Here is a 23,497-nt window from a genome sequence, read left to right as displayed (position 1 = left end):
CCCGCCGGACCACGCTCAACCCCCGCTTTTTCTTGCCAAAAATACTCGCGCCGCAGGCGCCCGCCCGACGCGCGCACCCGGCCCTGCACAGCGCGTCACGCCGCCCTCACGCCCCGAGGACGCATGTCCGAGACAAACCTGCGCGCGTGAAACGCGCTCAATCTGGTTGAAAGATTACCGCCGTCCGCCCACCGGCGGATCGGCCCGGCTCGCCTCCCAGTCGGGCTCGAACCCCAGAACCTCAGTCGCCGGCGGCAGGGCCGGGTTGAACAACACGTTATGCGCCATCGTGGCCTGGTGCAGCAGGTTGTGCGGCGCCAGCCGCCAGACCTTGCAGTAAAGCTCGAATTCCTGCCCGTAAGCCGCGAAGCGCAGCGTCGCATGGCCCGCGTCGTGCAGCGCCTTGGCCCCCGGACTGCCCGGCGGGAAGGTCGCGGTCAGGATGTCGGAAAACTCCTTGGCCTTCTGGTAGTAGGTCGCCGACAGGAACTGCAGGGCGGTCTGCCGCCGCTGCGCCGGGTCGTTGGTCTTGGCCGCCATATGCTGCAACTCGGGCGTCACCGAATACCCTGGCGCCTTGTTCAAAAGCGTGATCACAACACCCATCGGCTGTTCATGCCCTTCCGGCGTGACCTCCGGCATGATCGCGTCATCCGGCCGCCCGTCATTGTTGCGCATCATCAACTGCCGCACGTGGCACTGCCATTTCAGGAACCCCAGCCGCAGCGGGTTGTCGGAATAGCTCTGGCCCAACTGAGCCGCCAAAGATGTCATGCCACGTTCCTCTCGGGGTCTGGCGTTTCCATGTCAAAATGCCGGTCGCTGGTCAGGCTCGGCACCCGACCGGCGGCCTTGTCCACGTCATCCAGGTCGATCTCCGACTGCATCACGCCGGGCTCCGTGCCGCCCTCGGCAAGCACCTCGCCCCAGGGCCCGACGATCAGCGAATGACCGAAGCATTCGCCCCCGCCCGGCACGGGACCAATCGCACAGGGGCTGACCACGAACCGCGTAGTCTCGATCGCCCGCGCCCGGTTCAGCACGTGCCAATGCGCCTCACCCGTCTTCTTGGTGAACGCCGCAGGGCAAATCAGCATCTCCGCCCCGGCCTGTGCCAGCCCACGCCACAGCATCGGAAACCGCAAGTCATAGCAAATCGTATGCCCTATCCGCCCGAACGGCGTGTCGTGAATGACGGCCCGGCTGCCCGGCGCCACCCGCTCGCTCTCGCGGTACACTTCCGTCTCGCTCAACTGGATGTCGAACATGTGGATCTTGTCATACCGTCCCGTGACCCTGCCTGTATCGTCCAGCATGATCCCACGGTTGATGATCCGCCCGTCCGGACCGTCAACGGCGATGGAGCCGAGATTCATCCACACCCCCGCCTCACGAGCGAACGCCTGCGCCTCGCGCAAAAACGGGTGATCGCCCTCCGGGGCCGAGGGCGCCGCCACGGCAGCACCCTCCGTTTTCAACCCGCCGCAATATTCGGGCAGGAAAAGAACCTGCGCCCCGTCCGCCACCGCTTTTTCGGCCAGGGGCCGCGCCTCTTCCCAGGCCGATGCGAAATCGGGCATGGGCCGTGTCTGCAGGCAGGCGATGTTGATCGGGCGCGTCATGTCTGGTCCTTTCAAAGTCCTCTCAGAACTTCATATAGGCCTTGCGCAGGTTCACCAAAGGGTGCCGGTCCGACATCTGGAACTTGATCAGCAATTCACGCGCGATCATGTCCCGGTCCTGCTGGTTGTCGGGCAGCTCGATCGTGTCAGGCACCCGCACCCACCCGTTGTTGTTGCGGTCGAACACCGCCGGCGCACCTTCCTCGTAACCCATGTGCACGTCTTCCAGCCAGTTAAGGTCGTCCCAGCCCATGGTCTCCATGTACTTTTCCAGGAACGGCGTGATCCGGTCATAGTCGGGCACAAGGTTCACGTCATAGCGATAGCCGATATGCTGCCCGATTTCCTTTTCCCGCTCCGAGCCAAGCCCGTCCTTGTCTTTCAGGAACTGGTCGACATCGGTGATCTCCGATCCGCGATACTGTGATCCAGCCATTGTATTTCCTCCGTTAGGTGGGGTGGAACCCCACCCTACGCATCCGCCGTAGGGTGGGTTTTAAACCCACCGTTCAAAAATGGTGATAATCCTCGACGCCAACCGTATGGCTGGTGCCCGCCAGCGGAACCCCCGCCATGGCAGAGGCCTCCATCGTCAGCGCGGCCAGGTCCTCGGGCTCCAACGAGTGCAGGTAGGTCTTGCCGCACGCCCGTGCGAACAACTGCGCCTCGATGGTCAGCGTGTGAAGGAAGTTGTACACGCGCTCCGCCGCCTCGTCCGGGTCCAGCCGCTCGCGCAGCTTGGGGTCCTGAGTCGCCACGCCCACCGGGCAGCGCCCCGTGTGACAGTGGTAGCAATAGCCCGGCTCGGCCCCGATTTCCTCGGGATAGTTGGCCTCGGGGATATCCTTGTTGCAGTTCAGCGCCATCATGGCCGAGTGGCCGATCGCGATGGCATCTGCACCGAGGGCAATGGCCTTGGCCACATCCGCACCGTTCCGGATCCCGCCCGCATAAACCAGGCTGATCTCGCCGCGCTTGCCCAGGCTGTCGATGGCTTTCCGCGCCTGACGGATCGCCGCCATCCCCGGCACACCGGTATCCTCGGTCGCAAGGTGCGGGCCCGCGCCCGTGCCACCTTCCATCCCGTCGATATAGATGCTGTCCGGATCGCATTTCACAGCCATCCGCACGTCGTCGAACACGCGGCTCGCCCCCAACTTCAGCTGGATCGGGATCTGCCAGTCGGTCGCCTCGCGAATCTCTTGGATCTTCAGCGCCAGGTCGTCCGGTCCCAGCCAGTCGGGGTGCCGCGCCGGCGAGCGCTGGTCGATCCCCGCGGGCAGCGACCGCATCTCGGCCACCTGGTCGGTCACTTTCTGACCCATCAGGTGCCCGCCCAGACCCACCTTGCAGCCCTGCCCGATGAAGAATTCACAGCCATCGGCCAGAACAAGGTGGTTGGGGTTGAAGCCATAGCGCGACTGGATGCACTGATAGAACCACTTGGAGCTATAGCGCCGCTCGTCGGGGATCATGCCCCCCTCGCCCGAGCAGGTGGCCGTGCCCGCCATCGTGGCCCCGCGTGCCAGCGCGGTTTTCGCCTCGTAGGACAGCGCGCCGAACGACATGCCGGTGATATAAACCGGAATGTCCAGTTCCAGCGGCACCTTGGCGCGCGGGCCGATCACGGTCTTGGTCTCGCATTTCTCGCGATAGCCTTCGATCACGAACCGCGTCAGCGTGCCGGGCAGGAAGGTCAGGTCATCCCAGTGCGGGATCTTCTTGAACAGCGAAAACCCCCGCATCCGGTAGCGGCCAAGCTCGGACTTGATGTGGATGTCATCCATCACACGCGGCGGGAAGATGAAGCTGTCACCGATGCGGTTCACATCGCGCGCCAGCTGTTTTTTCTGCGGCAGATCACCATCAGCCATGATTTTGTTCCTTTCGGTTCAACACCGTAGGTCGTGTCCACCCCGTAGGGTGGGTGACAACCCACGCGTTACAGGATGAGCTTCTTCTCGGACGGCTCGAGGTTGTCGTAGTTCCACAGCATCTTGCCGGCGACGACCTTGGTGAAGTGATCCACCCCCTTGTCGGGCATCAGGCCGTATTGCGTCAGCTTCCTTGTCAGCCACTTCTTGTCCAACTCGGTCAGCTCGGCCTCGACAGCATCCACGCCCAGGCTCTTGATTTCGCCGCCCACGTAAATCGTGCCGTCATACATCGAGTCGCCCAGGTTCTTGCCCGCATTGCCGCAGACCACCATCCGCCCCCGCTGCATCATGAACCCCGACAGCGCGCCGGTATCGCCACCCACGATGATCGTGCCGCCCTTCTGGTCGATCCCCGTGCGCGACCCCACCGAGCCGCGGCACACAAGGTCACCGCCCCGGATGGCCGCGCCGAAGGTCGAGCCGGCGTTCTTCTCGATCATGATCGTGCCGGACATCATGTTCTCGCCGCAGGACCAGCCCACGCGCCCGTTGATGCGCACGTTCGGCCCGTCGATCAGCCCGGTGGTGAAATACCCGGTCGAGCCTTCGATGATCAGGTTCAGCTTGCTCAGGATCCCCACGCCCACGCTGTGCATCCCGCGCGGGTTCTGCAGCACGATCGTGCCATAACCCTCGCGCATCAACTCGCGGATGTTCGAGTTCACTTCCGTCACGGTCTTGCCGTCACAGTCGATCTCGGTCCGCTTGTTGAAGTCCACGTCGGGCGCCCACGGATAGGTGAACCGCTCTTCGGCATCCGGGTCGAACTCCACGTAAAGGGACTTGCCCGTCAGCGCCTCGGTGCGCATGCCCAGCGCGGTCACCCGCTCTTCCTGGGTCATCTTCTTCAGGTCTGCGTCGCTCACGCTTGCCATACCCGGACCTCCTCATCGTAGGGATCTGTCGTGTCGATTTCCTGCGGCAGGATCGCGCGGATCGCCACCTCTTCGCTCGCCATCGCGATCAGGTCATCGGATTCGTAAAGAACCAGCGGTTTCGCCGCCATCGTGTCCTTTGCCATGCCCAGCTGGTCCTTGGTGGCCACCAGATAGGTGAACACCCCGTCGATCTCGTCGATCGACTTGCGCAGGCTTTCTTCCAGCGTGATACCATTGGCGAGGTTATGCGCGGTGTAAACCGCCAGCAGTTCGGAGTCGCAGTTCGACATGAACCGGTGGCCCTTGCGCTCCATCTCGCGGCGCATGATCCAGTAGTTCGTGATCTGGCCGTTATGCACCACGCTCACGTCGTTATAGGGAAACGCCCAGTAGGGGTGCGCCGACTTGATGTCGACATCCGATTCCGTGGCCATCCGCGTGTGCCCGATGGCATGCGTGCCCTTGAAATCGTTCAGCCCATAGGCTTTCGACACCACCGACGCATCGCCCAGGTCCTTGATCAGCTCCAGACCGTTGCCCATCGATAGGATCTCGATCCCGTCCTGTTCCTCGATATGCTCCGCCATTTCGCCCAGGTTGTCGGCGCCGCTGAACACATAGCGCAGGGCGTATTCCAGCGGCGCGTCCTTGGACTTGATCTTGGCGCCATGCTCTTCCATCACCTGTTCGACATAGGCGATGCGGTCCTCGATCACCTTGTGAACGCCGCGGCCCTTTTCCATGTCCTCGGCCTCGGCCACCTTCAGGCGCATGATGTAATCGCCCTCGGTCGGTTCACCGTATACCGCGTAGCCGGTGCTGTCCGGCCCCCGGTGCTTGAGCGCCAGCAGCATCGAGGTCATCTCCGACCCCACGTCGCTGCTCTTGCCCTTGTAAATTAGTCCAGCAATTCCACACATCTGGAAACGCCTCCTCTGGGTTGCGAATGTCTTAGAGCGGCGGCGGGCTCCTCAACCCGCCGCCGAACGCATGGGATGCCTCAGGGCAGGCATTCCATGTACGTATCCTTGTCCCAATCCGTCACGGTGGACATGAACCGGGCGTATTCGTCGTGCTTGTACTCGTCGTAAAGCCGGTACATCTCGCCGGGCATCCCGCGCTGCACCACCTCGTCCTTCTTCAGGAAATCCAGCGCCTCGCCCAGGCTCATCGGCAGCTTCTTGACGTCCTTGCCGTCCTTGATCGCCTCGTAGATGTTGCGCTCTTCGGGCTTGCCCGGGTCCAGCTTGTTGTCGATGCCGTCGTCCATCGCCGCCAGCAGGGTCGAGCCCATCAGGTACGGGTTCACCATGCTGTCGACCGAGCGGTACTCGAACCGCCCCGGCGCCGAGACGCGCAGGCCGGTGGTGCGGTTCTGGAAGCCCCAGTCGGCAAAGACCGGCGCCCAGAAGCCCGTGTCCCAAAGACGACGGTACGAGTTCACCGTCGAACAGCCCACAGCCGTCAGCGCCTGCAGGTGATGCACAACGCCGCCGATCGCCTCCAGGCCTTCCTTGCCGGGCATCTGCGGGTCGTCGTCATCGGGCATGAACGTGTTCTCGCCACCCTTGACGTACATGTAGTTGTCTTTCATCCCCGGCAGATCCTTGGGATCGTTGCCGCACTTGACGAACTCATCCTCGCCGCCGCGCCACAGGCTCATGTTGTGGTGACAACCGCTCGCCGACACACCCATGAACGGCTTGGTCATGAAGCAGGCGAAAATCCCGTTCTCGCGCGCGACCTGCGCACAGATCTGGCGATAGGTGGTCAGACGGTCGGCGTTGCGCAGCACGTCGTCGAACATCCAGTTCAGCTCCAGCTGCCCGGGCGCGTCCTCGTGGTCGCCCTGGATCATGTCCAGACCCATCATGCGGGCATACCGGATCACCTGCATCGACACCGGGCGCAGGCTTTCGAACTGGTCAATGTGATAGCAATAGGGCTTGGAATAGCCGTCGCGCGGCTTGCCGTTCTCGTCGAACTTCAGCCACATCATCTCGGGCTCGGTCCCGATCCGCAGGCTCCGGCCATGTTTCTTTTTGAACTCCTCATGCATCCGGCGCAGGTTGCCCCGGCAATCGCTGGTCAGGAACCCGCCCGGGTTTTCCTTTTCCTCGCGGTTGCGGAACAGCGTGCAGTAAAACCGGCCGATCGTGGGCGCCCAGGGCAGCTGCATGAAGGTTTCCGGTTCCGGGATACCCACCAGCTCGGCCGCTTCCGGACCATAGCCCAGGTATTCGCCCGCGCGGTTGGTGAACAGGTTCACCGTGGCGCCATACACCAGCTGAAAGCCCTTTTTCGCGACGGTTTCCCAGTGATCGGCAGGAATGCCCTTGCCCATGATCTTGCCGGTCACCGACACGAATTGCAGGTAAAGGTACTCGATGCCCTTCGCATCGATCATCTTGCGGACTTCTTTGATTTTCTCGTCGCGCCCGGGCGCCTCGACAAATTTCTCAAGATCCATTTCAGCCACGGTTTAGCTCCCTGATGTTGCGCCGCCTTTGTCGGATCGAGGATCGAATGACGGCTGGTATTTTAGGTGGCATGGGCAGGACTCACGCTGCCGCCCAGCCCCTTCACGATTCCGAGGCTCAACCAAAAAGTCAACCGATTTTGATCCAAACATGCGGATTTCGCTGGAATATGCTGCCATATGGTATATAATTGGTCCAAATAGTGGAGGAATCACAGTGGATGACGCACAAAGAATGGGCGCGGCGGACATCGCCGGCCTCATCCGGCGCGAAATATCCAAGGGCACGCTGCAACAGCACGACCGCCTGCCGCCCGAACGGGTGCTGTCCGAGACATACGGCGCCGCCCGCGGCACCGTGCGCAAAGCGCTCATGCAATTGGAATCCGAAGGTTTTGTCGAGATCCGCCCCGGCAGCGGCACCTACGTTCTGCACAAATCCGAAACGGCGGCGGCCAGCGCCATCGACAATTCGACACCTCTCGAACTCATGGATGCCCGATTCGCGCTCGAACCGCACACCTGCCGGCTCTCGGTCCTGCACGGCCGCCACGCCGACTTCGACAGGATGGAAGATCTCTGCCGCCAGATGGAGCATAGCGTCAACGATCCCGCAGCCTTTTCCGAGGCCGACACCGCCTTTCACCGCGCCATCGCCGACAGCACCCGCAACGGTCTTCTGGTCTGGATCCTCACCCAGATCGGCAGCGTCCGCAGCCAGGACGACTGGACCCGTATGCGCCGCCTGACGCTGGATGAGGCGACGATCAACACCTACAACACCCAACACCGGCAAATCCTCGACGCCCTGCGCGCCCGCGAACCCGAACGCGCCGCCAACATCATGAAGGAACATCTGGAAACCGCCCGCCTGTCCCTCACCCGCGCATCCGAGACATAAAGGTCGTCCCGGGCCCGACCCGGGACCTCCCGGCGCGAAAGGATCAATCCCAAGCCCCGTAGGGTGGGTGAAAACCCACCTTTGGTGGGTGAAAACCGACGCGCCGCAACGCCCGCTATTTCTTGTAAAGCCGCGCCATCTCTTCGCCGAAATACCGGTCGAATTCCTCCGGCGGCAACCACCCCACCGGCGCATCCTCCAGCTTTTGCCCCAGGAACAGCTTGACCGCCGCCACCGCGTGCCAACTCTGACTGCCCGCCGCGTGATAGGGCCGCATCGGCACGTAGGTGCCATCCGCCAAAACCAAGCTCGGCCGATCAATCCCGCTGTCCGTACCGTGGGCGCCCACCGTGCCGATCACCGCGGTTTCGACGTCACTCAACCGCCACTCCCATTCCTCGGCGCCCTTGCGGTCCGTCACCGTCAGATGCACCCGGTCCGCCGCCCGGTCGAAGACCAGAACCGACCGCATCTTGCTGCGCTTCCAGTAAACCGCCATTGCCGCGATCAGCAGCACCCCCGGCAGCAGCACCTCGGCAAACCCCTCCCAAGCCATGAACAGGCACGTGCCGGCAACGAACACGCCGGCCAGCGTCAGCCCCAGCTTCTTGTCCTTCTGGTCATCCACCAGGGTCAGGGTGGTGTCGGTCTTGTCCTCGATCCGCATCCATCGACGATGCCCCGCGCCCCGGATTCCGTCAATCCTGCACGTAGGGTGGGTGAAAACCCACGCGCCGCAACGCACGCCGCATTAACGACCGGGTCTGCCGACGCCCCCACCGCCGCGATACCACCAGGATACCGACGCGAAACCGACGTGCGAAATCAGCAAAACAAGGCCGTTAACCTTTTCATTCCCGCCAGTCGAAAAATCCCGGCCCCGCGCGCTCCAGCAATCCGCGCGCCAGCGCGTCACCCAGCTTCGCGCCATCCTCGACCGGCGCCTCGCCTTCGTCGCTGATGCTCTCGCTGCCATCGGGCCGCAGCACTTCGCCGCGCAGCCGGATCGTGTCGCCCTGCAACTCCGCCAGCCCGGCAATCGGCGTCTCGCAGGAGCCATCGAGGGTCGCCAGAAAGCTGCGCTCCGCCGCCAGCCGCTTGCCCGTCTCGACGTCATGGATCGCCGCCAGCATCTCGGCCGCGCGGCTGTCATCCGCCCGCCGCTCGATGCCGATGGCCCCCTGCGCCACGGCGGGCAGCATGTCCTCGGTATCCACCGCACCGACCGCCACCTCGGGCTGCCCAAGACGGTTCAGCCCGGCCATGGCGAGAAACGTGCATTCCGCCACGCCGTCATCGAGTTTCTTCAACCTTGTCTGGACGTTACCGCGAAATTCCACCACCTCCAGATGCGGGAACTTCACCAGAACCTGCGCCTTGCGCCGCAGGCTTGACGTGCCCACTTTTGCGCCCTCGGGCAGCCCGGCCAGCCCCTCGTAGCGGGGCGACACGAACGCATCGCGCACATCCTCGCGCGGCAAATAGGTGTCCAGCATCAGCCCCTCGGGCTGCAACACCGGCATGTCCTTCATCGAGTGCACGGCGATGTCGATCTCGCCCGACAGCATCGCCTCCTCGATCTCGCGGGTGAACAGCCCCTTGCCGCCGATCTCCTTCAGCGGCCGGTCGATGATCCGGTCGCCCGTGGTCTTGATAACGACGATCTGGAACGCCTCGTGCGGCAGGTCAAAGGCATCGGCCAGACGGTCGCGCGTCTCGTTCGCCTGCGCCAGCGCAAGCGGAGAGCCTCGTGTACCGATCTTCAGCGGCGCGGCGGGGGTGGGCATGGTCACTGTCATGCAGACGGTCTAGACGTGTAAATCTGGGCTGACAAGTTTTGGTTGACTTTCCAAGGCTCAAAGAGGACCAAACCACCAAAAGGGAGACCGGACATGGCGTCACAGAAAACCATCCTCAAGGCCCTCGCCGGCGAGACGCAGGCGACACCGCCGATCTGGATGATGCGCCAGGCCGGGCGCTATCTGCCCGAATACCGCGCCACGCGCGAACAGGCCGGGGATTTCCTGTCGCTGTGCTACAACCCCGACCTCGCCACCGAGGTCACGCTGCAACCCATCCGCCGCTACGGCTTTGATGCGGCGATCCTTTTCGCCGATATCCTCTTGGTCCCACAGGCCCTCGGTGCCGATCTGTGGTTCGTCACCGGCGAGGGGCCGCGCCTGTCGACCATCACCGAACAGGCCGATTTCGACAAGCTTGGCCCGGCAGACGAAGTGCACGAGACGCTCAACCCGATCTACCAGACCGTCCGCAACCTCTCCGGCGCCCTGCCCCCCGAGACCACGCTCATCGGCTTCGCCGGCGCCCCCTGGACCGTCGCCACCTACATGATCGCCGGCCGCGGCACGCCCGACCAGGGCCCCGCCCACGCGCTCAAATCCGACAACCGCCCCTTGTTCGAGGCGCTGATGGAGCGCATCACCGAGGCTACGATCCACTACCTGTCGGCCCAGATCGACGCCGGCGCCGAAGTCGTCAAGGTCTTCGACAGTTGGGCCGGCTCCCTCAGGGGCCAGGATTTCGAGGATTTCGCCGTGGCGCCAACCAAGCGCATCATCTCGGCGCTCAAGGAAAAGCACCCCGGCATCCCCGTCATCGCCTTCCCGCGCGAAGGCGGCGACGGCTATATCGGATTTCACGAAAAGACCGGCGCAGATTGTGTCGCCATCGACAATTCCGTCAGCCCCGAATGGGCCGCCGAACATATCCAGAAAGACGGCTGCGTGCAGGGCAACCTCGCCTCGTCCCACATGGTCACCGGCGGCGAAGCCCTGGTGCGCGAAACCAAGGCCGTGGTCGAGGCGTTCCGCGGCGGCCCGCATATCTTCAACCTCGGACATGGCATCACGCCCGACGCTGACCCCGACAACGTGCAACTGATGATCGACACGGTGCGCAGCGCCTGACCGCGCCTTTCATCGTTCCAAAAATACTCAAAATAATTCCGCCCGGCGCAAACGCACCGGGCGGATTTTTCAGGCTCAGTCCAGCCCCATGCAATTCGCGTAATAGGTCACCGTCGCGGGCCAGTCGCTGAACACACCCACCACGCCGACCTTGTCGTGCAGCGCGTGCAGCATGGTGAAATAATCCGCGTCGGTGTCGATCGTGTCCGCCACCGACTGGAAATACCAGCCACCACCGCCGGTCAGCGGGCCAGAGCGTTCCAGCGTCCAGGTGATGATGTTCAGCCCGGCCTCGCTGGCGGCAGTCGCATAGGGCGACGGCACGATCTCGTCACCTTCCAGCGTCACCAGCATCCACATCGGCGGCGCGATATAATTCACACCCTGGTCGGCCAAGTCCTGCATCGACGGCTCGAACGTCGCCGGGTCCATGTAATCGAACCCTTCGACATCGTACCGGTCGTCCAAGTACACCGCCTGCGCACCGAATTCCGGCTCGTTCTCGATCCAGTAGAGCACGTCATCCAGGTTGAAACTCTGCGGCCACACGTCCGAGGCTGGAACCCCCGCCGCCTTGTATTCGTCGATCAGCTTTTGCGCATAATCTTCCTGGCTGAACCCGTCATGCGGCATCTCCACTGCCGGGCTCTTCAGCTCGGGCGTGAACTTGGCACCCAGGTTACGGAAGAGCTCGATCGACTCGGCATGGGTCATCAACGTCCCGCCCTCGACCGCGTATAGGTCCGTGCGCCAATTGGCGGTGCCGTCCATGTACTCCTCGACCGTCGTTGCCGACGTGTTCGCCGCGTCCATCTTGCCGGTCAACGTGCGGAACTCGGCCAGCGTGATTTCCGAGGTCCGGCATTCCGCCGTGGCCTCCGTCTCGCCCTCGGCGGGGCTGAACGGTGTCACGCAGGTCCCGGCCAAGTCCGAGGCCAGGATATCGGTCGTCGTGTGCAAATCGTTCTGCGCGTGACGGCAGACCAGTTCGTGATCCTTGGTGAAGGTCACGTCGCATTCCAGGATGCCCGCGCCCATCCGCGCCGCCGCCTTGTTGGACTCCACCGTATGCTCCGGAAAGAGCAGCGGCGCCCCCCGGTGCCCGATAGAAAAATCCGACCGCGACGGTGTCTGCCCCATGCACCCGGCCAGCTTTTCCTTCAGCGGCCCCTCTTCAATCCGGTCGATCAGGTAGGCCGGGCGAGGCCCGTACCCGACTTCTTCTGCGGCCAGCGGTGCAGCCAGCCCGGCAATGGCAAGCGGCACCGCGACGAATGTGAAACGGATCATTCTCGATCTCCCATGTCGTGTTTTCATCGCCCGGGAATATCGCCGCTTTTCCAAAAGGACCGTGACGTTTTCGCAAAACCTTTGTGACGCGCGACCTCGCAGTTCCGACACTCCCCATGTCGCATTCCGTCGCGCAAGGCGGACTCCGCGCACCCAATCTGGCAAGAAGCCAGGAGCGCCCGACCATGAACACCCATTTCCGCGACACGCGCAAGATCGACCCCACCCGCGGGCCCGTTCTGGGCGACAACACCCCCAACGACGCCGACCGGATCGAGATCGGACCGACCCAGCTTGCCTTCCGCGAATGGGAGGCCGCGGGCCTGCAAATGCCCGACCTGCAAGCCATGCGCCGATATCGCTGGGAACGCCTGACCCGCTTCATCCAGGACCGCGACTATGCCGGGCTGCTGGTCTTCGATCCGCTCAACATCCGTTACGCCACCGATTCAACCAACATGCAGCTCTGGAACACCCACAACCCGTTCCGCGCGCTGCTGGTCTGCGCCGACGGCTACATGGTGATGTGGGATTACAAGAACTCGCCCTTCCTCAGCACCTTCAACCCGCTGGTGCGCGAACAACGCTCCGGCGCGGACCTCTTCTATTTCGACCGGGGCGACAAGGTGGACGTGGCCGCCGACACCTTCTCGAACGAGGTGCGCGTGCTTTTGGCCGAACACGCCCCCGGCAACACGCGCCTCGCGGTGGACAAGATCATGCTCCACGGCCTCCGCGCTTTGGAAGCGCAGGGTTTCGAGATCATGGAAGGCGAGGAACTGACCGAAAAATGCCGCGCCGTCAAAGGCCCCGACGAAATCCTCGCCATGCGCTGCGCCTCCCACGCCTGCGAGACCGCCGTGGCCGAAATGGAGCGGTTCGCCCGGCTGAACGTGCCTCTGGGCCAGACCAGCGAGGATGACATCTGGGCGGTCCTGCACGCCGAAAACATCCGCCGTGGCGGCGAATGGATCGAAACCCGCCTGCTTGCCTCCGGGCCCCGCACAAATCCGTGGTTCCAGGAATGCGGCCCTCGTATCACCCAGATGAACGAGATCATTTCGTTCGACACCGACCTTGTCGGCAGCTACGGCATCTGCGTCGACATCTCGCGCAGCTGGTGGATCGGCGACCGCAAACCGCGCGCCGACATGATCGATGCCATGCAGCACGCGCATGAACACATCATGACCAACATGGAAATGCTGCGCCCCGGTGTCACGATCCCCGAACTCAGCGCCGGCACCCATGTGCTCGACGACCGCTACCAGGCGCAGAAATACGGCTGCCTGATGCACGGCGTCGGCCTTTGCGATGAATGGCCCCTCGTCGCCTACCCCGACCAGGCCGTGCCCGGATCGTTCGATTACGCGCTGGAGCCGGGCATGACCCTCTGCGTCGAGGCGCTGGTGGGCGAGGTCGGCGGCGATTTCTCGATCAAGCTCGAGGACCAGGTGCTGATCACCGACACGGGGTACGAGAACCTCACGAAGTATCCCTTCGACGCCGCCCTGATGGGTCTTGCCTGATCGCGCTCAGCTGTCCGGCGGCATGTCGTAGAACCCGAGCGACTGCACTGTGTAGCTTTCCTTGTCATCGACATCGGGTGTCACCACGAGTTCCAGCGCCAAGGTGAACTTCGGGTCTTCAACATCCTTTTCACCCCGCATCTGAAAGTTGAGCTGCGCCGCCTTCCCGGGGGGCAGAACGGTCGCATATTTCGGATCGCTCGAATTGCAGTATTGCAGGTAACTTTCGCTGTAGCACGTCCTCAGGCCCGACCAATTGCCCGTGTATGTCAAGAATCCGCCACGCCCGTCCGCGACGGATATCGTTTTCGGCATATAGGCAAGCGCGATCGTTTTCTCCGTCGTATTCTTGAACCGCATTGCGAATGTCGTATCGCCCGATGATTTGGAATAGACGAGGGTCGATACCTCGGCGTCATAGACATCCGAGGCGTATCTCCGCGAGGGTTCCACAAGGCTTTGGCCCTGCGTCGCTCCGACCTGTCCGCCAGCCCCCTCAACCACCACAACCTGCGTGGTCGGCGCCGCTTCACCGCCGCCCGCCGCTTCGGAGAAACCGCAGGCCGCGCGGCTGCGCGTCGACATCATCTCCGCCACGCTGCCCACGCTGGGGAATTCCGACCGCGCGGTGGCAAACAGCCGGCCATCCTGCGTGCCGATCATCCGTGCCTGCACCTTCACCTGTTCGCCGAACTGGATCAGCGAACCCGTGACCAGCGCATCGACCCCCTCGATCTCGCCCAGTCGCTTGGCGGCATCCGGCGCGATCGTGCCGTCAAAGACCAGCTCCATCTCGCGGAAAATCGCGCTCAGCTGCGACCGCTCGATGATGTCGATCTTGCCTTCTCCGGCATTGAACAGGCTGTCCACGACGAACTCGCTGATATAATTCGACAGATCCGAACAGGTCCCATCGCTGTGAGTGAAGGTCGAGATCCCGATCGTGGCGGTGCCGTCGCTGCGCGTCCGATCCACGATCTGGCCCGCGATCTCGTCCAGGCTGTCATCCACCGACGAGGCCGCATTCGCGCCCCCGGCCAGCGCCACAAAAACGCAGGCCGCCACAAGATTTGTCCACCGCATCATCAGTCCCTTCTGCAATTCGCTTCGAAAATTTCCGTCACCGTCAAGTGTTCCCCGAACCCGCGCAGCGCCATGTCGACCGCACTCGCCGCGCCGGTCGGCCCCTTGCCAGAGCCTGCCAGTCGAATACGCTCGGGTCCGTTCGTGCCCTGCAGGGTCACAGCCCCGTTCAGCAGATGCCCTTCGAACCCGTGGCTGGTTTCCTCCTCCGGCACTGTCGTCGCTGTCGCGGTCACCCGGGTTACCTCAACCGCGCCGCACTCCAGACGCATCAGCTGCTCCGACACCCTTTGCGCAATCTCACGCTCCAGCGCCGTACCTTGCCCACGATCTGCCGAACTGACACTCTCGGACAATGCGGCGGTCGTCTCGCCCGCAGCGTCCGCCTCGTCGGCCCCGCGCTCGGCCCCATCGGACGATCCGCTTGCCGCCGACTGATTCACAACCACGTCCTCGGACGGCTTCGACGTCATGAACCGATCACCCAGCTCGAACAGCCCGACAACCCCTCCCACAAGGGCGGAGACCAGGATAACCGACTTGGCGATCAGGGAATTGCTGGACATGCCTGCATCTATCACTTTGCAAATATATCGCCACCATGGCACAGCCCGGCGGTGTCGGGCAACAACGCATGGTGGGTGGTCAGACTCAAGACTGCTCTGCGTACCATGCAGCCTCACATTCCCGAGACAAGCCTGAAACACACCTTACGCATCCGCCCGGAACCGCCATCTTGAAGGTAATCGAAAGGATCGCCCATGCCGACGGAACGCTTCACCTTCACGGGCCATGACGGGCATGACCTTGCCGCGCGGCTCGACCTGCCCGAGGGGCCGCATCTGGCCACCGCGCTCTTTGCGCATTGCTTCACCTGCTCCAAGGACATTCCCGCCGCGCGCCGCATCTCCGCCCGGCTGGCAGGCGCGGGCATCGCCGTGCTGCGCTTCGATTTCACCGGGCTGGGCCACTCCGAAGGCGAGTTCGAAAACACCTCCTTCACCTCGAATGTAGAGGATCTCGTGCGCGCCGCCGACGCGCTGGCCGCCCGCGACATGCCCCCCAGCCTGCTGGTCGGCCACTCCCTCGGCGGGGCGGCCGTGCTGGCCGCCGCCTCTCGCATCGACAGCGCCCGCGCCGTCGCCACCATTGCCGCGCCTTTCGATCCGGGCCACGTCACGCACAATTTCGACGGCGCGCTCGACCGGATCGCGACCGATGGCTCGGCCGAGGTCGAACTGGGCGGCCGCCCCATCCGCATCGGCCGGGAATTCGTCGAGGATGTCCGCGCCGAAAACCTCGCCCCGAAGATTTCCGGCCTGAAACGCGCGCTCCTCGTCCTGCACGCCCCGCGCGACGACACCGTCGGCATCGACAACGCCACCCAGATCTTCAAGGCCGCGAAACATCCCAAGAGCTTCGTCACCCTCGACAGCGCCGACCACCTGGTCACCAATCCCGGCGATGCCGAATACGCCGCCGGGGTGATCGCCGCCTGGGCGCAGCGCTATCTCGACCTCAAGCATCCCGCGCCGCCCCCCGGCGCACCCGAAGGTGTCGTGCGGGTCTGCGAAGTCGATCCCGAGGGATTCCTGCAGGATGTGCACGCCGGGCCGCATCACTATGTCCGCGCCGACGAGCCCGAGGCCTATGGCGGCACCGACCGCGGCATGAGCCCCTACGGCTTTCTCGCCTCCGGCCTGGGGGCCTGCACGTCGATGACCATCCGCATGTATGCCCGCCGCAAGGGCTGGCCGCTCGATCACGTCTCGGTCGACGTCACCCACGACAAGGTCCATGCCCAGGATGCCGATGGCAGCAGCCCGGCCAAGATCGACAGTTTCGTCCGCACGATCCGCCTCAGGGGCGATCTCGGCGACGATCAGCGCCAGCGTCTCCTGGAAATTGCCGACAAATGCCCGGTCCACCGGACGCTGGAACAGACCTCCAGGATCGAGACCCGGCTGGCCGCGCCCGACACCACGCCTCAGCCCGAGCGCGCGTAATGCTCCACCATCGCGGTCAAATCGTCGGGCGGCGTATCGGTGCTCACGAAGGCCCGCGCGTTCGCGCATAGCCCGAAAACCGAACCGTCCGAAAAGAAGGAGGTCTTCGACACGAACAGGATCGGCACACCGGGAAACCGCCGCTCCGCCTCATCGGCGATGGCAAAAGCGCTGCTGCGCGTCAATATCAGGTCCAGCACCATCAGGTCACACCGCGTTTCGCCCAGAGCTTCCAGTGCACCCTGCTGGTCGTGCTCCAGCCGCACGAACATGCCATGCCGCTCCAGGTGTCGTTGCCACACCCGGCCCAGTGCCGCATCGCTTTCCACGATCAGCACACGCAGAGGTCGATTCTTCACTCTTTGATCTTCTTCGGTCGTTCTGTTCGCGCTTAGTCTACAGTGATCTCTGCACGCCGAATTGTTAACAAATAGTTAACATGCGATTAACACTCCTGCGCGCCAGGCGTCTGCACGGCCGGCGCTCCGGGCGCCCCCTTCCCCAACGGCAGTTGACGAAACCCGGCGCCTTCCCGTCCGGTGATATTGAATAACGATGCCTCGAACTACAGGTTTTCCAGACTGGCCAAGGCCTGGCCGCTGCTGCACTCTGATACGAAAAAGGAACCTTGAATGATCCGCTGTCTTGCCCTCGCCCTGTCGCTCTGCACCGCCACGACCGCATTCGGTCAAAGCTGCGGCGGATCTTTCTCCGGCTTCGTCGATGCGCTTAAACAAGAGGCGATCGCCCGCGGCCACGCACCGGACCAGGTGAACAGCTTCTTCGCCTCGGTGCGCCAGGATCAAAGCGTGCTTCAGGCCGACCGCCGTCAGGGCGTCTTTCAGAAACCCTTCACCGAGTTCGCCCGCCGCCTGATCAGCTCGGGCCGCCTCAACACCGGCCTTGCCAAGTCACAGCAATACGATGCCGTGTTCGAACGCATCGAGGCCCAATACGGCGTGCCGCGCGGGGTGCTCCTGGCTTTCTGGGCGTTCGAGACCGATTACGGCGGCTTTCAGGGCGATTACAACACGCTCAACGCGCTCGTCACCCTGTCGCATGACTGCCGCCGGCCCGACCTGTTCCGCCCGCAGGTCTTTGCGGCCCTCGACCTCTACCAGATGGGCGATTTCGACCCCATGCGCACCACCGGCGCGTGGGCCGGCGAAATCGGCATGGTCCAGATGCTGCCGCAGGACATCATCGACAACGGCGTCGACGGCGATGGCGACGGCCACGTCGATCTGAAAACCTCCGCGCCCGACGCGCTGATGTCGGGCGGCAAGATGCTGCAACATCTGGGCTGGCGCGCGGACGAGCCCTGGCTGCAGGAGGTCGACGTGCCCGAAACCCTCGACTGGTCCAAAACGGGCCTGCGCACCACACTGCCTGCTTCCGAATGGGTCGCAATGGGCGTCACGCCCCGCCACGGCCAGATCCGGGGCGACCTGCCCGCCAACATCCTTCTGCCCGAAGGGCGCAAAGGCCCGGCCTTCCTCGCCTACCCGAATTTCAACGTCTATTTCGAATGGAACCAAAGCTACACCTACGTGCTGACCGCTGCCTATTTCGCCAACCGCCTTCAGGGCGCACCGGTCTTTGACGCAGGCAACCCCGATCCGGGCCTGTCGGACGCCCAGATGAAGCAGCTTCAAGAGAAACTGGCGGCCCGTGGCTATGACGTGGGCAAGATCGACGGCATCCTCGGCTCCGGCACCCGCGCCGCCGTGCAGGACGTGCAGCAGGAACTTGGGATGCCCGCCGACGCGTGGCCCACGCCCGCGCTTCTGAACGCCCTATGACGCCACGCCGCGCGTTCGAGATCTTTCTCACCGCCCCGCCCGGCCTCGAACTCGCGTTGAAGGACGAGGCGCAGGCGGCGGGGTTCGCCAAGCCCAAGGCAATGCCCGGCGGTGTCCGCTTTCGCGGTCATTGGCCGGACGTCTGGCGCGCCAACCTCGCGCTGCGCGGCGCAGGCCGCGTCCTGGCCCGCGTCGCCCGTTTCCAGGCGATGCATCTCGACCAGCTCGAAGCCCTGACGCGCGAAGTGGATTGGGCGGGCTTCTTGCGCCCCGACGTGCCGACCACGGTCGAGGCCACAACCCGTAAATCCAAAATCTACCACCAACGTGCCGCCGCGGAACGCGTCGCCCACGCCATCCACCACGTCACCGGCGCGCCGTTGGAAGGCGACGATCCCGTCCGCGTCCAGCTCAGGATTGAGGACAACCAATGCCTGCTCAGCCTAGATACCTCGGGCGCGCCGCTCCACCGCCGCGGCCAGAAACCTTTCGTCGGCAAGGCCCCCATGCGTGAAACCCTTGCCGCGCTCTTCCTGCGCCAGTGCGGCTATACCGGCACCGAGCCCGTGCTGGACCCGATGTGCGGCTCCGGCACTTTCCTGCTCGAGGCCGCCGAAATCGCCCTTGACCGTGCCCCGGGCCGCGACAGGCCCTTCGCATTCGAGCGCTTCGCCACTTTCGATGCAGGCGCATGGAAAGATCTGGCGGCGGACCAACCCGACACCAAAACCACCCTTCACTTCCACGGCAGCGATCGGGACGCCGGCGCGGTCACCGGCGCGCGCTCCAACGCCGACATCGCAGGCCTTGGCGACCTCATCACTATCTCGCACCACGCCTTCAGCGATCTGAAACGCCCCGACGGCCCGCCCGGCCTGATCATGGTGAACCCGCCCTACGGCACCCGCATCGGCGAGCGCAAACAGCTCTTCGGTCTCTACGGCGCGCTCGGCAAGACCGTCGCGGAACGCTTTTCCGGCTGGCGCGTCGGCCTGGTGACCACCGAGGCCAGCCTCGCCGCTGCGACCAAGCTGCCCTTTGCCGACCCCGGCCCACCCGTCGCCCATGGCGGCCTACGCATCACCCTCTGGCAGACCGGGCCGCTGCCCTGAGGCGTTAACCAAGATCGCGCGCTCCGCTTTACTTTCTGGTAAGAAAAGCGCATCATATTACACATATCTGAATGTCTTCCAGTCTATCACTGAAGACGTGACCCCGCGAAGCGGCTACTTCGCGGGGTCTTTCTTTGTCAGGACCTCAAAGCCCTATCCAAAGGCGGATGATCGCAACAGTCAGCGTTCCCGCCGCCAAAACGACCATCCATTTTCTGAATGTCTTTTCATCCAGTCTTACCACCTCCTCTCACTGCAAAGGATTGCAGTGAGACCAGAAATATCGGCTCAATGTTCGTAAAATCTTAACGACGGATGGCTCACGCCACCATCTGCTCCGCCTTCTTCAGGTCGACCGACACCAGCTGGCTCACGCCCTGCTCGCCCATCGTCACCCCGAACAGGCGGTCCATCCGGCTCATCGTCACCGCGTGGTGCGTGATGATCAGGAACCGCGTCTCGGTCCGGCGGCACATCTCGTCCAAGAGGTCACAGAATCGGCCCACGTTCGCGTCGTCCAGGGGCGCATCCACCTCGTCCAGCACGCAGATCGGCGCGGGATTGGCCAGGAACACTGCAAAGATCAGCGCCAGCGCGGTCAGCGTCTGTTCGCCCCCCGACAGCAGGCTCAGCGTCGCCAGCTTCTTGCCCGGCGGCTGGCACATGATCTCCAGCCCCGCCTCCAGCGGGTCGTCGCTCTCGACCATCACCAGGTTCGCCTCGCCGCCGCCGAAAAGGTGCTTGAACAGCATAGAGAAGTTCGAGTTCACCTGCTCGAACGCCGTCAGCAGCCGCTCGCGCCCTTCGCGATTGAGCGACGCGATGCCACCCCGCAGCGTGCGGATCGCGTCCTCCAAGTCCTGCTTTTCACCGACCAGCGTGTCGTGCTCTTCCTGCACTTCCCGCGCGTCTTCCTCGGCCCGCAGGTTCACCGCGCCCAGCGCATCGCGCTGGCGTTTCAGGCGGTTCACGTCGGCCTCGATCGCCTCCGACGCGGGCATCGTCTCGGGATCGGCCTGCAACGTCTCCAGCAGGTCCTCGGGCGAGCACTCAAGCTCCTCCTCGATCCGCGCCGCTGCCTGTGCCTGGGTTTCCCGCGCGGCATCCGCCCGCGCCTCGGACCGGGCCCGCGCCTCGCGCGCCTCACCGGCCAGACGCTCGGCGTCCCGCTCGTTCGCCACGGCCTCACGTGCCACCCCCTCGGCATTGGACAGCGTGTCGGCCGCCTCCGCGCGCCGCGCCTCGGCCTTGGTGATGTCCGCGTTCAACGCCTCGCGTTTTGCCGCCAGCTCGCCGGGCTTCGCCCCGGCCTCGGCCAGCTCCGCCTCGCTCGCCTCCTTGCGCTCGGACAGCTCCGCGCTGCGCGTCTTCGCCGTCTCCAGCCGGTGCCGCCAGCCGGACAACTCCTTGGTCACTTCCTGGCTGCGCTTCAGCCGAGCCTCGCCCTCGCGGCGCAACTCGTCATGGGCCGACCGTTTGGCCATCATCGTCATCCGCGCGGCCTCGACCGTCATCTTGACGTCTTCCACCTCGGCCCGCGCGGTTTCCAGATCGGCCAGATCGCCCATCGCCTTTTCCGCCTCGGCCAGCGTCTTGCGCGCGGCCAGCGCCTCTTCCTCGTGGCGTTTCACCGCCAGCCCCAGGCTTTCCAGCTTGGACCCCGCAAGGCTCCGCTCCGCCTCGGCCCGGCTCAGCGCCCGGTTCGCCTCTGCGACCTTGCTGTCCGCCGCCCGCCGCGCCTCGCGCGCCGCCTTGTCCGCCTCGGTCAACTCCACCAACCGCGCCTTCAGCGTCTCGTGCGCCCGCTGCGCGCCCTCGGCCCGCGCCGTGGCGTGCGACAGCTGCTGTTTCAGCTCTTCCAGACGGTTCAACTGTTCCAGCCGCAGCGCGGCGGCCGACGGCGCATCCTCGGCCCAGGCGCGGTACCCGTCCCAGCGCCAAAGGTCGCCCTCGACGCTGACCAGCCGCTGACCGGGCTTCAACAAGGCCTGCAAGCGCGGCCCGTCATCGGCATCCACCAGCCCGATTTGCGCCATACGCCGTGCCAGCACACCCGGCACGTTCACGTGAGATCCCAGCGCCGTCACCCCCTCGGGCAGGGTCTGGGCCTGCGGATAGCCATCCAACGCGACCCATCCCGACGGGCCCTCTGCGTCCACCTCGGGCGCGCGCAGGTCATCGGCCAGCGCCGCACCCAAGGCTTTTTCGTACCCTTTCGCCACCTGCACCGCATCGAGGATCTGCCCGCCCTCCGCCGTGTCGCGCTCCAAAAGCCGCGCCAGCGCCGACACTTCCGCCGACAGCGCACTCACCTCGCCCTCGGCCTCGGACCGTTCGGCCCGCGCATCCGCCTCGCGCCCCTGCGCATCAGCGCGCGCGTCGTCCGCCGCAGTTAATGCGGTTTCCGCCGCCTGCGCCGCCTCTGTCGCCTCCTTCTCGGCTGTCTCGGCGGCCTCGAATTCTTCGCTGGCCCGCGTCACCGTGTATTGCGCCGCCTCGACCGCGTCCTTGGCTCGCGCCGCCTCGGCGTCCGCCCGGTCGCGGGTCTTGCGGCTGTCCTCGACCAGTCGTTGCGCCGACTGGTGCCGGGCCGCCAGCCGTGCGACATCCTCGGTCAGCTCCGACAGTTCGGTTTCCCGCGCCTGCAACACCTGGCTGGCATCCGCCGCCTCGGCGCTCGCCGCCTCCAGCTTGTCGCCATGCCCCTCCGCCGCCTTGGACAGTTCCTGCGCTTCCCATTCCAGCCGTTCGATCGTCTCGCCCGCGTCACGGTTCAGGCTGTCCTCGCGCTCCATGTCCCGGGCCAACTGCTCGATCCGCGATTGCAGCGTCTCGATCCGGTCCTTGGCCGCGGCCTCCTGCTCGGCCAGCGTGTCGCGGCTCACTTGCAAGCGTTGCAGCACCGCCGCGGCAATCGCCTCTTCCTCACGCAGCGGGGGCAGCGCCTCGTCGGCCCTTGCCCGCAGCTTTGCCGCCTCGCGCGCCGCCGCCTCGGCCCGGGCCGCATCGCTCGTCCGCTCGGTCAGCTCCTTCTGCGCGTTGGCCCGCGCCAGATCCGCTTCCTTCCAGCGACGATAGAGCAGCAGCCCTTCGGCCTGCCGCAACTCCTCCCCGATCTGGCGGTAGCGCGCCGCCTGTTTCGCCTGCCGCGCCAGCTGCGCCAGCTGCGAGGCCAACTGCTCGATCACGTCATCGACCCGCGCAAGGTTGCTCTCGGCCCCCTTCAGCTTCAGCTCCGCCTCGTGCCGCCGTTGGTAGAGGCCGGAAATCCCGGCGGCTTCCTCAAGGATCCGCCGCCGCGCCGTGGGCTTGGCGTTGATCAGCTCCGAAATCTGCCCCTGCCGCACCAGCGCCGGCGAATGCGCCCCCGTCGAGGCGTCGGCAAACAGCATCTGCACGTCCCGCGCCCGCACGTCCTTGCCGTTCACCTTGTAGGCGCTGCCCACATCGCGCGTGATCCGCCGGATGATCTCAAGGTGGTCGGCATCGTTGAACCCCGCCGGCGCCAGCCGGTCGGAATTGTCCAGATGGATGCTCACCTCGGCGAAGTTGCGCGCGGGCCGCGTGGCCGCCCCGGCAAAGATCACGTCCTCCATGCCCGAGCCCCGCATCGAGGTCGGGCGGTTCTCTCCCATCACCCAGCGCAACGCCTCCAGCAGGTTCGACTTGCCACAACCATTCGGCCCCACCACCCCGGTCAGACCGTCCTGGATGAACAGGTCGGTGGGGTCGACGAAGCTCTTGAACCCGGTCAATCTCAGCTTGGTGAACTGCACGGCGCGTGTCCCTCTGGTCGGGCCGGTCTGTTTGTTGGATGTGATTCCGGCCTTGGGAAGACATGCAAGCGCACCATCTTGCCCTCTGTCAACGCCAAACCCCTGCATATGGCGTCACACCAGCACTTATCCACAAGATATTGCGGAGCTTGCGC

Annotated in this window: 20 protein-coding genes; 6 read left to right on the top strand and 14 right to left on the bottom strand. The window is 64.5% G+C overall.

Annotated elements, in window-relative coordinates; translation table 11 throughout:
- Nucleotides 1-174: 174 nt before the first annotated feature.
- The 7 genes from XM53_RS05445 to XM53_RS05415 all read right to left on the bottom strand — a co-directional run bounded on the left by XM53_RS05445 (nucleotide 175) and on the right by XM53_RS05415 (nucleotide 6,907).
- The gene (locus tag XM53_RS05445) at nucleotides 175-774 is read right to left on the bottom strand and encodes a hypothetical protein (RefSeq protein ID WP_057791047.1); all 600 of its coding nucleotides are present in this window, start codon (nucleotides 772-774) and stop codon (nucleotides 175-177) included.
- On the bottom strand, nucleotides 771-1,622 hold the full coding sequence (locus XM53_RS05440) for a carbon-nitrogen hydrolase family protein (RefSeq protein WP_057791045.1): 852 nt from the start codon (nucleotides 1,620-1,622) through the stop codon (nucleotides 771-773). The genes XM53_RS05445 and XM53_RS05440 overlap by 4 nt, the downstream gene beginning before the upstream one ends.
- 22 nt (nucleotides 1,623-1,644) lie before the next feature.
- Nucleotides 1,645-2,058 carry a hypothetical protein gene (locus XM53_RS05435; protein WP_057791043.1) on the bottom strand — a complete coding sequence of 138 codons (414 nt, stop codon included), beginning with the start codon at nucleotides 2,056-2,058 and terminating at the stop codon, nucleotides 1,645-1,647.
- Between the two features lie 73 nt (nucleotides 2,059-2,131).
- Nucleotides 2,132-3,496, bottom strand: a complete 1,365-nt coding sequence (locus XM53_RS05430; protein ID WP_057791041.1) for an FMN-binding glutamate synthase family protein — start codon at nucleotides 3,494-3,496, stop codon at nucleotides 2,132-2,134.
- Nucleotides 3,497-3,564: 68 nt separating this feature from the next.
- Nucleotides 3,565-4,434, bottom strand: coding sequence for a GltB/FmdC/FwdC-like GXGXG domain-containing protein (locus XM53_RS05425; RefSeq protein WP_057791039.1), 870 nt, complete (start codon nucleotides 4,432-4,434; stop codon nucleotides 3,565-3,567).
- Nucleotides 4,422-5,357: a class II glutamine amidotransferase domain-containing protein gene (locus XM53_RS05420; RefSeq protein WP_057791037.1), complete on the bottom strand. Its 936-nt coding sequence runs from the start codon at nucleotides 5,355-5,357 to the stop codon at nucleotides 4,422-4,424. Before XM53_RS05420 ends, XM53_RS05425 begins: the two co-directional genes overlap by 13 nt.
- A gap of 80 nt (nucleotides 5,358-5,437) precedes the next feature.
- Complete coding sequence (locus tag XM53_RS05415; RefSeq protein WP_057791035.1) at nucleotides 5,438-6,907, bottom strand: glutamine synthetase family protein; 1,470 nt, start codon at nucleotides 6,905-6,907, stop codon at nucleotides 5,438-5,440.
- 226 nt (nucleotides 6,908-7,133) lie between these two features.
- On the opposite strand from XM53_RS05415, the gene XM53_RS05410 reads away from it, so the two are divergent.
- Nucleotides 7,134-7,817 (top strand): FadR/GntR family transcriptional regulator, encoded by a 684-nt coding sequence (locus XM53_RS05410; protein WP_236544425.1) that lies wholly within the window; start codon nucleotides 7,134-7,136, stop codon nucleotides 7,815-7,817.
- Between the two features lie 115 nt (nucleotides 7,818-7,932).
- Here XM53_RS05410 and XM53_RS05405 read toward each other — a convergent pair whose 3' ends face one another.
- Complete coding sequence (locus XM53_RS05405; protein ID WP_057791031.1) at nucleotides 7,933-8,484, bottom strand: hypothetical protein; 552 nt, start codon at nucleotides 8,482-8,484, stop codon at nucleotides 7,933-7,935.
- Nucleotides 8,485-8,668: 184 nt separating this feature from the next.
- Nucleotides 8,669-9,616, bottom strand: a complete 948-nt coding sequence (hemC, locus tag XM53_RS05400; protein WP_057791029.1) for a hydroxymethylbilane synthase — start codon at nucleotides 9,614-9,616, stop codon at nucleotides 8,669-8,671.
- Nucleotides 9,617-9,709: 93 nt separating this feature from the next.
- Here hemC and hemE point away from each other — a divergent pair, with 93 nt between their 5' ends.
- Complete coding sequence (gene hemE / locus XM53_RS05395; protein ID WP_057791027.1) at nucleotides 9,710-10,744, top strand: uroporphyrinogen decarboxylase; 1,035 nt, start codon at nucleotides 9,710-9,712, stop codon at nucleotides 10,742-10,744.
- A 75-nt stretch (nucleotides 10,745-10,819) separates the two neighbouring features.
- On the opposite strand, the gene XM53_RS05390 is transcribed toward hemE, so the two are convergent.
- Nucleotides 10,820-12,034 carry a glycerophosphodiester phosphodiesterase family protein gene (locus tag XM53_RS05390; protein ID WP_057791025.1) on the bottom strand — a complete coding sequence of 405 codons (1,215 nt, stop codon included), beginning with the start codon at nucleotides 12,032-12,034 and terminating at the stop codon, nucleotides 10,820-10,822.
- A gap of 185 nt (nucleotides 12,035-12,219) precedes the next feature.
- On the opposite strand from XM53_RS05390, the gene dddP reads away from it, so the two are divergent.
- A complete protein-coding gene (gene dddP / locus XM53_RS05385; RefSeq protein ID WP_057791023.1) occupies nucleotides 12,220-13,563 on the top strand; it encodes a dimethylsulfonioproprionate lyase DddP in 1,344 nt (447 codons plus the stop codon).
- A 6-nt stretch (nucleotides 13,564-13,569) separates the two neighbouring features.
- On the opposite strand, the gene XM53_RS05380 is transcribed toward dddP, so the two are convergent.
- Together XM53_RS05380 and XM53_RS05375 are read right to left on the bottom strand one after the other, a co-directional pair.
- Nucleotides 13,570-14,646, bottom strand: coding sequence for a FlgO family outer membrane protein (locus XM53_RS05380; RefSeq protein WP_057791021.1), 1,077 nt, complete (start codon nucleotides 14,644-14,646; stop codon nucleotides 13,570-13,572).
- 2 nt (nucleotides 14,647-14,648) lie between these two features.
- Nucleotides 14,649-15,212, bottom strand: a complete 564-nt coding sequence (locus XM53_RS05375; RefSeq protein ID WP_057791019.1) for a hypothetical protein — start codon at nucleotides 15,210-15,212, stop codon at nucleotides 14,649-14,651.
- Nucleotides 15,213-15,407: 195 nt separating this feature from the next.
- Between XM53_RS05375 and XM53_RS05370 the strand changes: the two genes are divergently transcribed.
- The gene (locus tag XM53_RS05370; RefSeq protein WP_057791017.1) at nucleotides 15,408-16,652 is read left to right on the top strand and encodes a bifunctional alpha/beta hydrolase/OsmC family protein; all 1,245 of its coding nucleotides are present in this window, start codon (nucleotides 15,408-15,410) and stop codon (nucleotides 16,650-16,652) included.
- Here XM53_RS05370 and XM53_RS05365 read toward each other — a convergent pair.
- Nucleotides 16,634-17,011 (bottom strand): response regulator, encoded by a 378-nt coding sequence (locus tag XM53_RS05365; RefSeq protein WP_236544424.1) that lies wholly within the window; start codon nucleotides 17,009-17,011, stop codon nucleotides 16,634-16,636. The genes XM53_RS05370 and XM53_RS05365 overlap by 19 nt on opposite strands.
- 276 nt (nucleotides 17,012-17,287) lie before the next feature.
- Here XM53_RS05365 and XM53_RS05360 point away from each other — a divergent pair, with 276 nt between their 5' ends.
- Both XM53_RS05360 and XM53_RS05355 read left to right on the top strand, forming a co-directional pair.
- Nucleotides 17,288-18,454 carry a lytic murein transglycosylase gene (locus XM53_RS05360; RefSeq protein WP_408006050.1) on the top strand — a complete coding sequence of 389 codons (1,167 nt, stop codon included), beginning with the start codon at nucleotides 17,288-17,290 and terminating at the stop codon, nucleotides 18,452-18,454.
- Entirely contained in the window at nucleotides 18,451-19,566 is a 1,116-nt protein-coding gene (locus tag XM53_RS05355) for a THUMP domain-containing class I SAM-dependent RNA methyltransferase (protein WP_057791013.1), read from the top strand. Before XM53_RS05360 ends, XM53_RS05355 begins: the two co-directional genes overlap by 4 nt.
- Nucleotides 19,567-19,886: 320 nt before the next feature.
- On the opposite strand, the gene smc is transcribed toward XM53_RS05355, so the two are convergent.
- Entirely contained in the window at nucleotides 19,887-23,342 is a 3,456-nt protein-coding gene (gene smc, locus XM53_RS05350; protein WP_057791012.1) for a chromosome segregation protein SMC, read from the bottom strand.
- Nucleotides 23,343-23,497: the final 155 nt, after the last annotated feature.

This window comes from Roseovarius atlanticus, from assembly GCF_001441615.1.
Classification (GTDB): domain Bacteria; phylum Pseudomonadota; class Alphaproteobacteria; order Rhodobacterales; family Rhodobacteraceae; genus Roseovarius; species Roseovarius atlanticus.
The sequence above is the reverse complement of the archived record's forward strand: the minus strand, read 5'-3'. Positions and strand labels throughout refer to the sequence as shown.

Bases quoted from the DNA above. Each gene is read 5' to 3' on its own strand.
- XM53_RS05445 (WP_057791047.1), bottom strand. From the start codon at position 774: ATGACATCTTTGGCGGCTCAGTTGGGCCAGAGCTATTCCGACAACCCG.
- XM53_RS05440 (WP_057791045.1), bottom strand. From the start codon at position 1,622: ATGACGCGCCCGATCAACATCGCCTGCCTGCAGACACGGCCCATGCCC.
- XM53_RS05435 (WP_057791043.1), bottom strand. From the start codon at position 2,058: ATGGCTGGATCACAGTATCGCGGATCGGAGATCACCGATGTCGACCAG.
- XM53_RS05430 (WP_057791041.1), bottom strand. From the start codon at position 3,496: ATGGCTGATGGTGATCTGCCGCAGAAAAAACAGCTGGCGCGCGATGTG.
- XM53_RS05425 (WP_057791039.1), bottom strand. From the start codon at position 4,434: ATGGCAAGCGTGAGCGACGCAGACCTGAAGAAGATGACCCAGGAAGAG.
- XM53_RS05420 (WP_057791037.1), bottom strand. From the start codon at position 5,357: ATGTGTGGAATTGCTGGACTAATTTACAAGGGCAAGAGCAGCGACGTG.
- XM53_RS05415 (WP_057791035.1), bottom strand. From the start codon at position 6,907: ATGGATCTTGAGAAATTTGTCGAGGCGCCCGGGCGCGACGAGAAAATC.
- XM53_RS05405 (WP_057791031.1), bottom strand. From the start codon at position 8,484: ATGCGGATCGAGGACAAGACCGACACCACCCTGACCCTGGTGGATGAC.
- hemC (WP_057791029.1), bottom strand. From the start codon at position 9,616: ATGACAGTGACCATGCCCACCCCCGCCGCGCCGCTGAAGATCGGTACA.
- hemE (WP_057791027.1), top strand. From the start codon at position 9,710: ATGGCGTCACAGAAAACCATCCTCAAGGCCCTCGCCGGCGAGACGCAG.
- XM53_RS05390 (WP_057791025.1), bottom strand. From the start codon at position 12,034: ATGATCCGTTTCACATTCGTCGCGGTGCCGCTTGCCATTGCCGGGCTG.
- dddP (WP_057791023.1), top strand. From the start codon at position 12,220: ATGAACACCCATTTCCGCGACACGCGCAAGATCGACCCCACCCGCGGG.
- XM53_RS05380 (WP_057791021.1), bottom strand. From the start codon at position 14,646: ATGCGGTGGACAAATCTTGTGGCGGCCTGCGTTTTTGTGGCGCTGGCC.
- XM53_RS05375 (WP_057791019.1), bottom strand. From the start codon at position 15,212: ATGTCCAGCAATTCCCTGATCGCCAAGTCGGTTATCCTGGTCTCCGCC.
- XM53_RS05370 (WP_057791017.1), top strand. From the start codon at position 15,408: ATGCCGACGGAACGCTTCACCTTCACGGGCCATGACGGGCATGACCTT.
- XM53_RS05355 (WP_057791013.1), top strand. From the start codon at position 18,451: ATGACGCCACGCCGCGCGTTCGAGATCTTTCTCACCGCCCCGCCCGGC.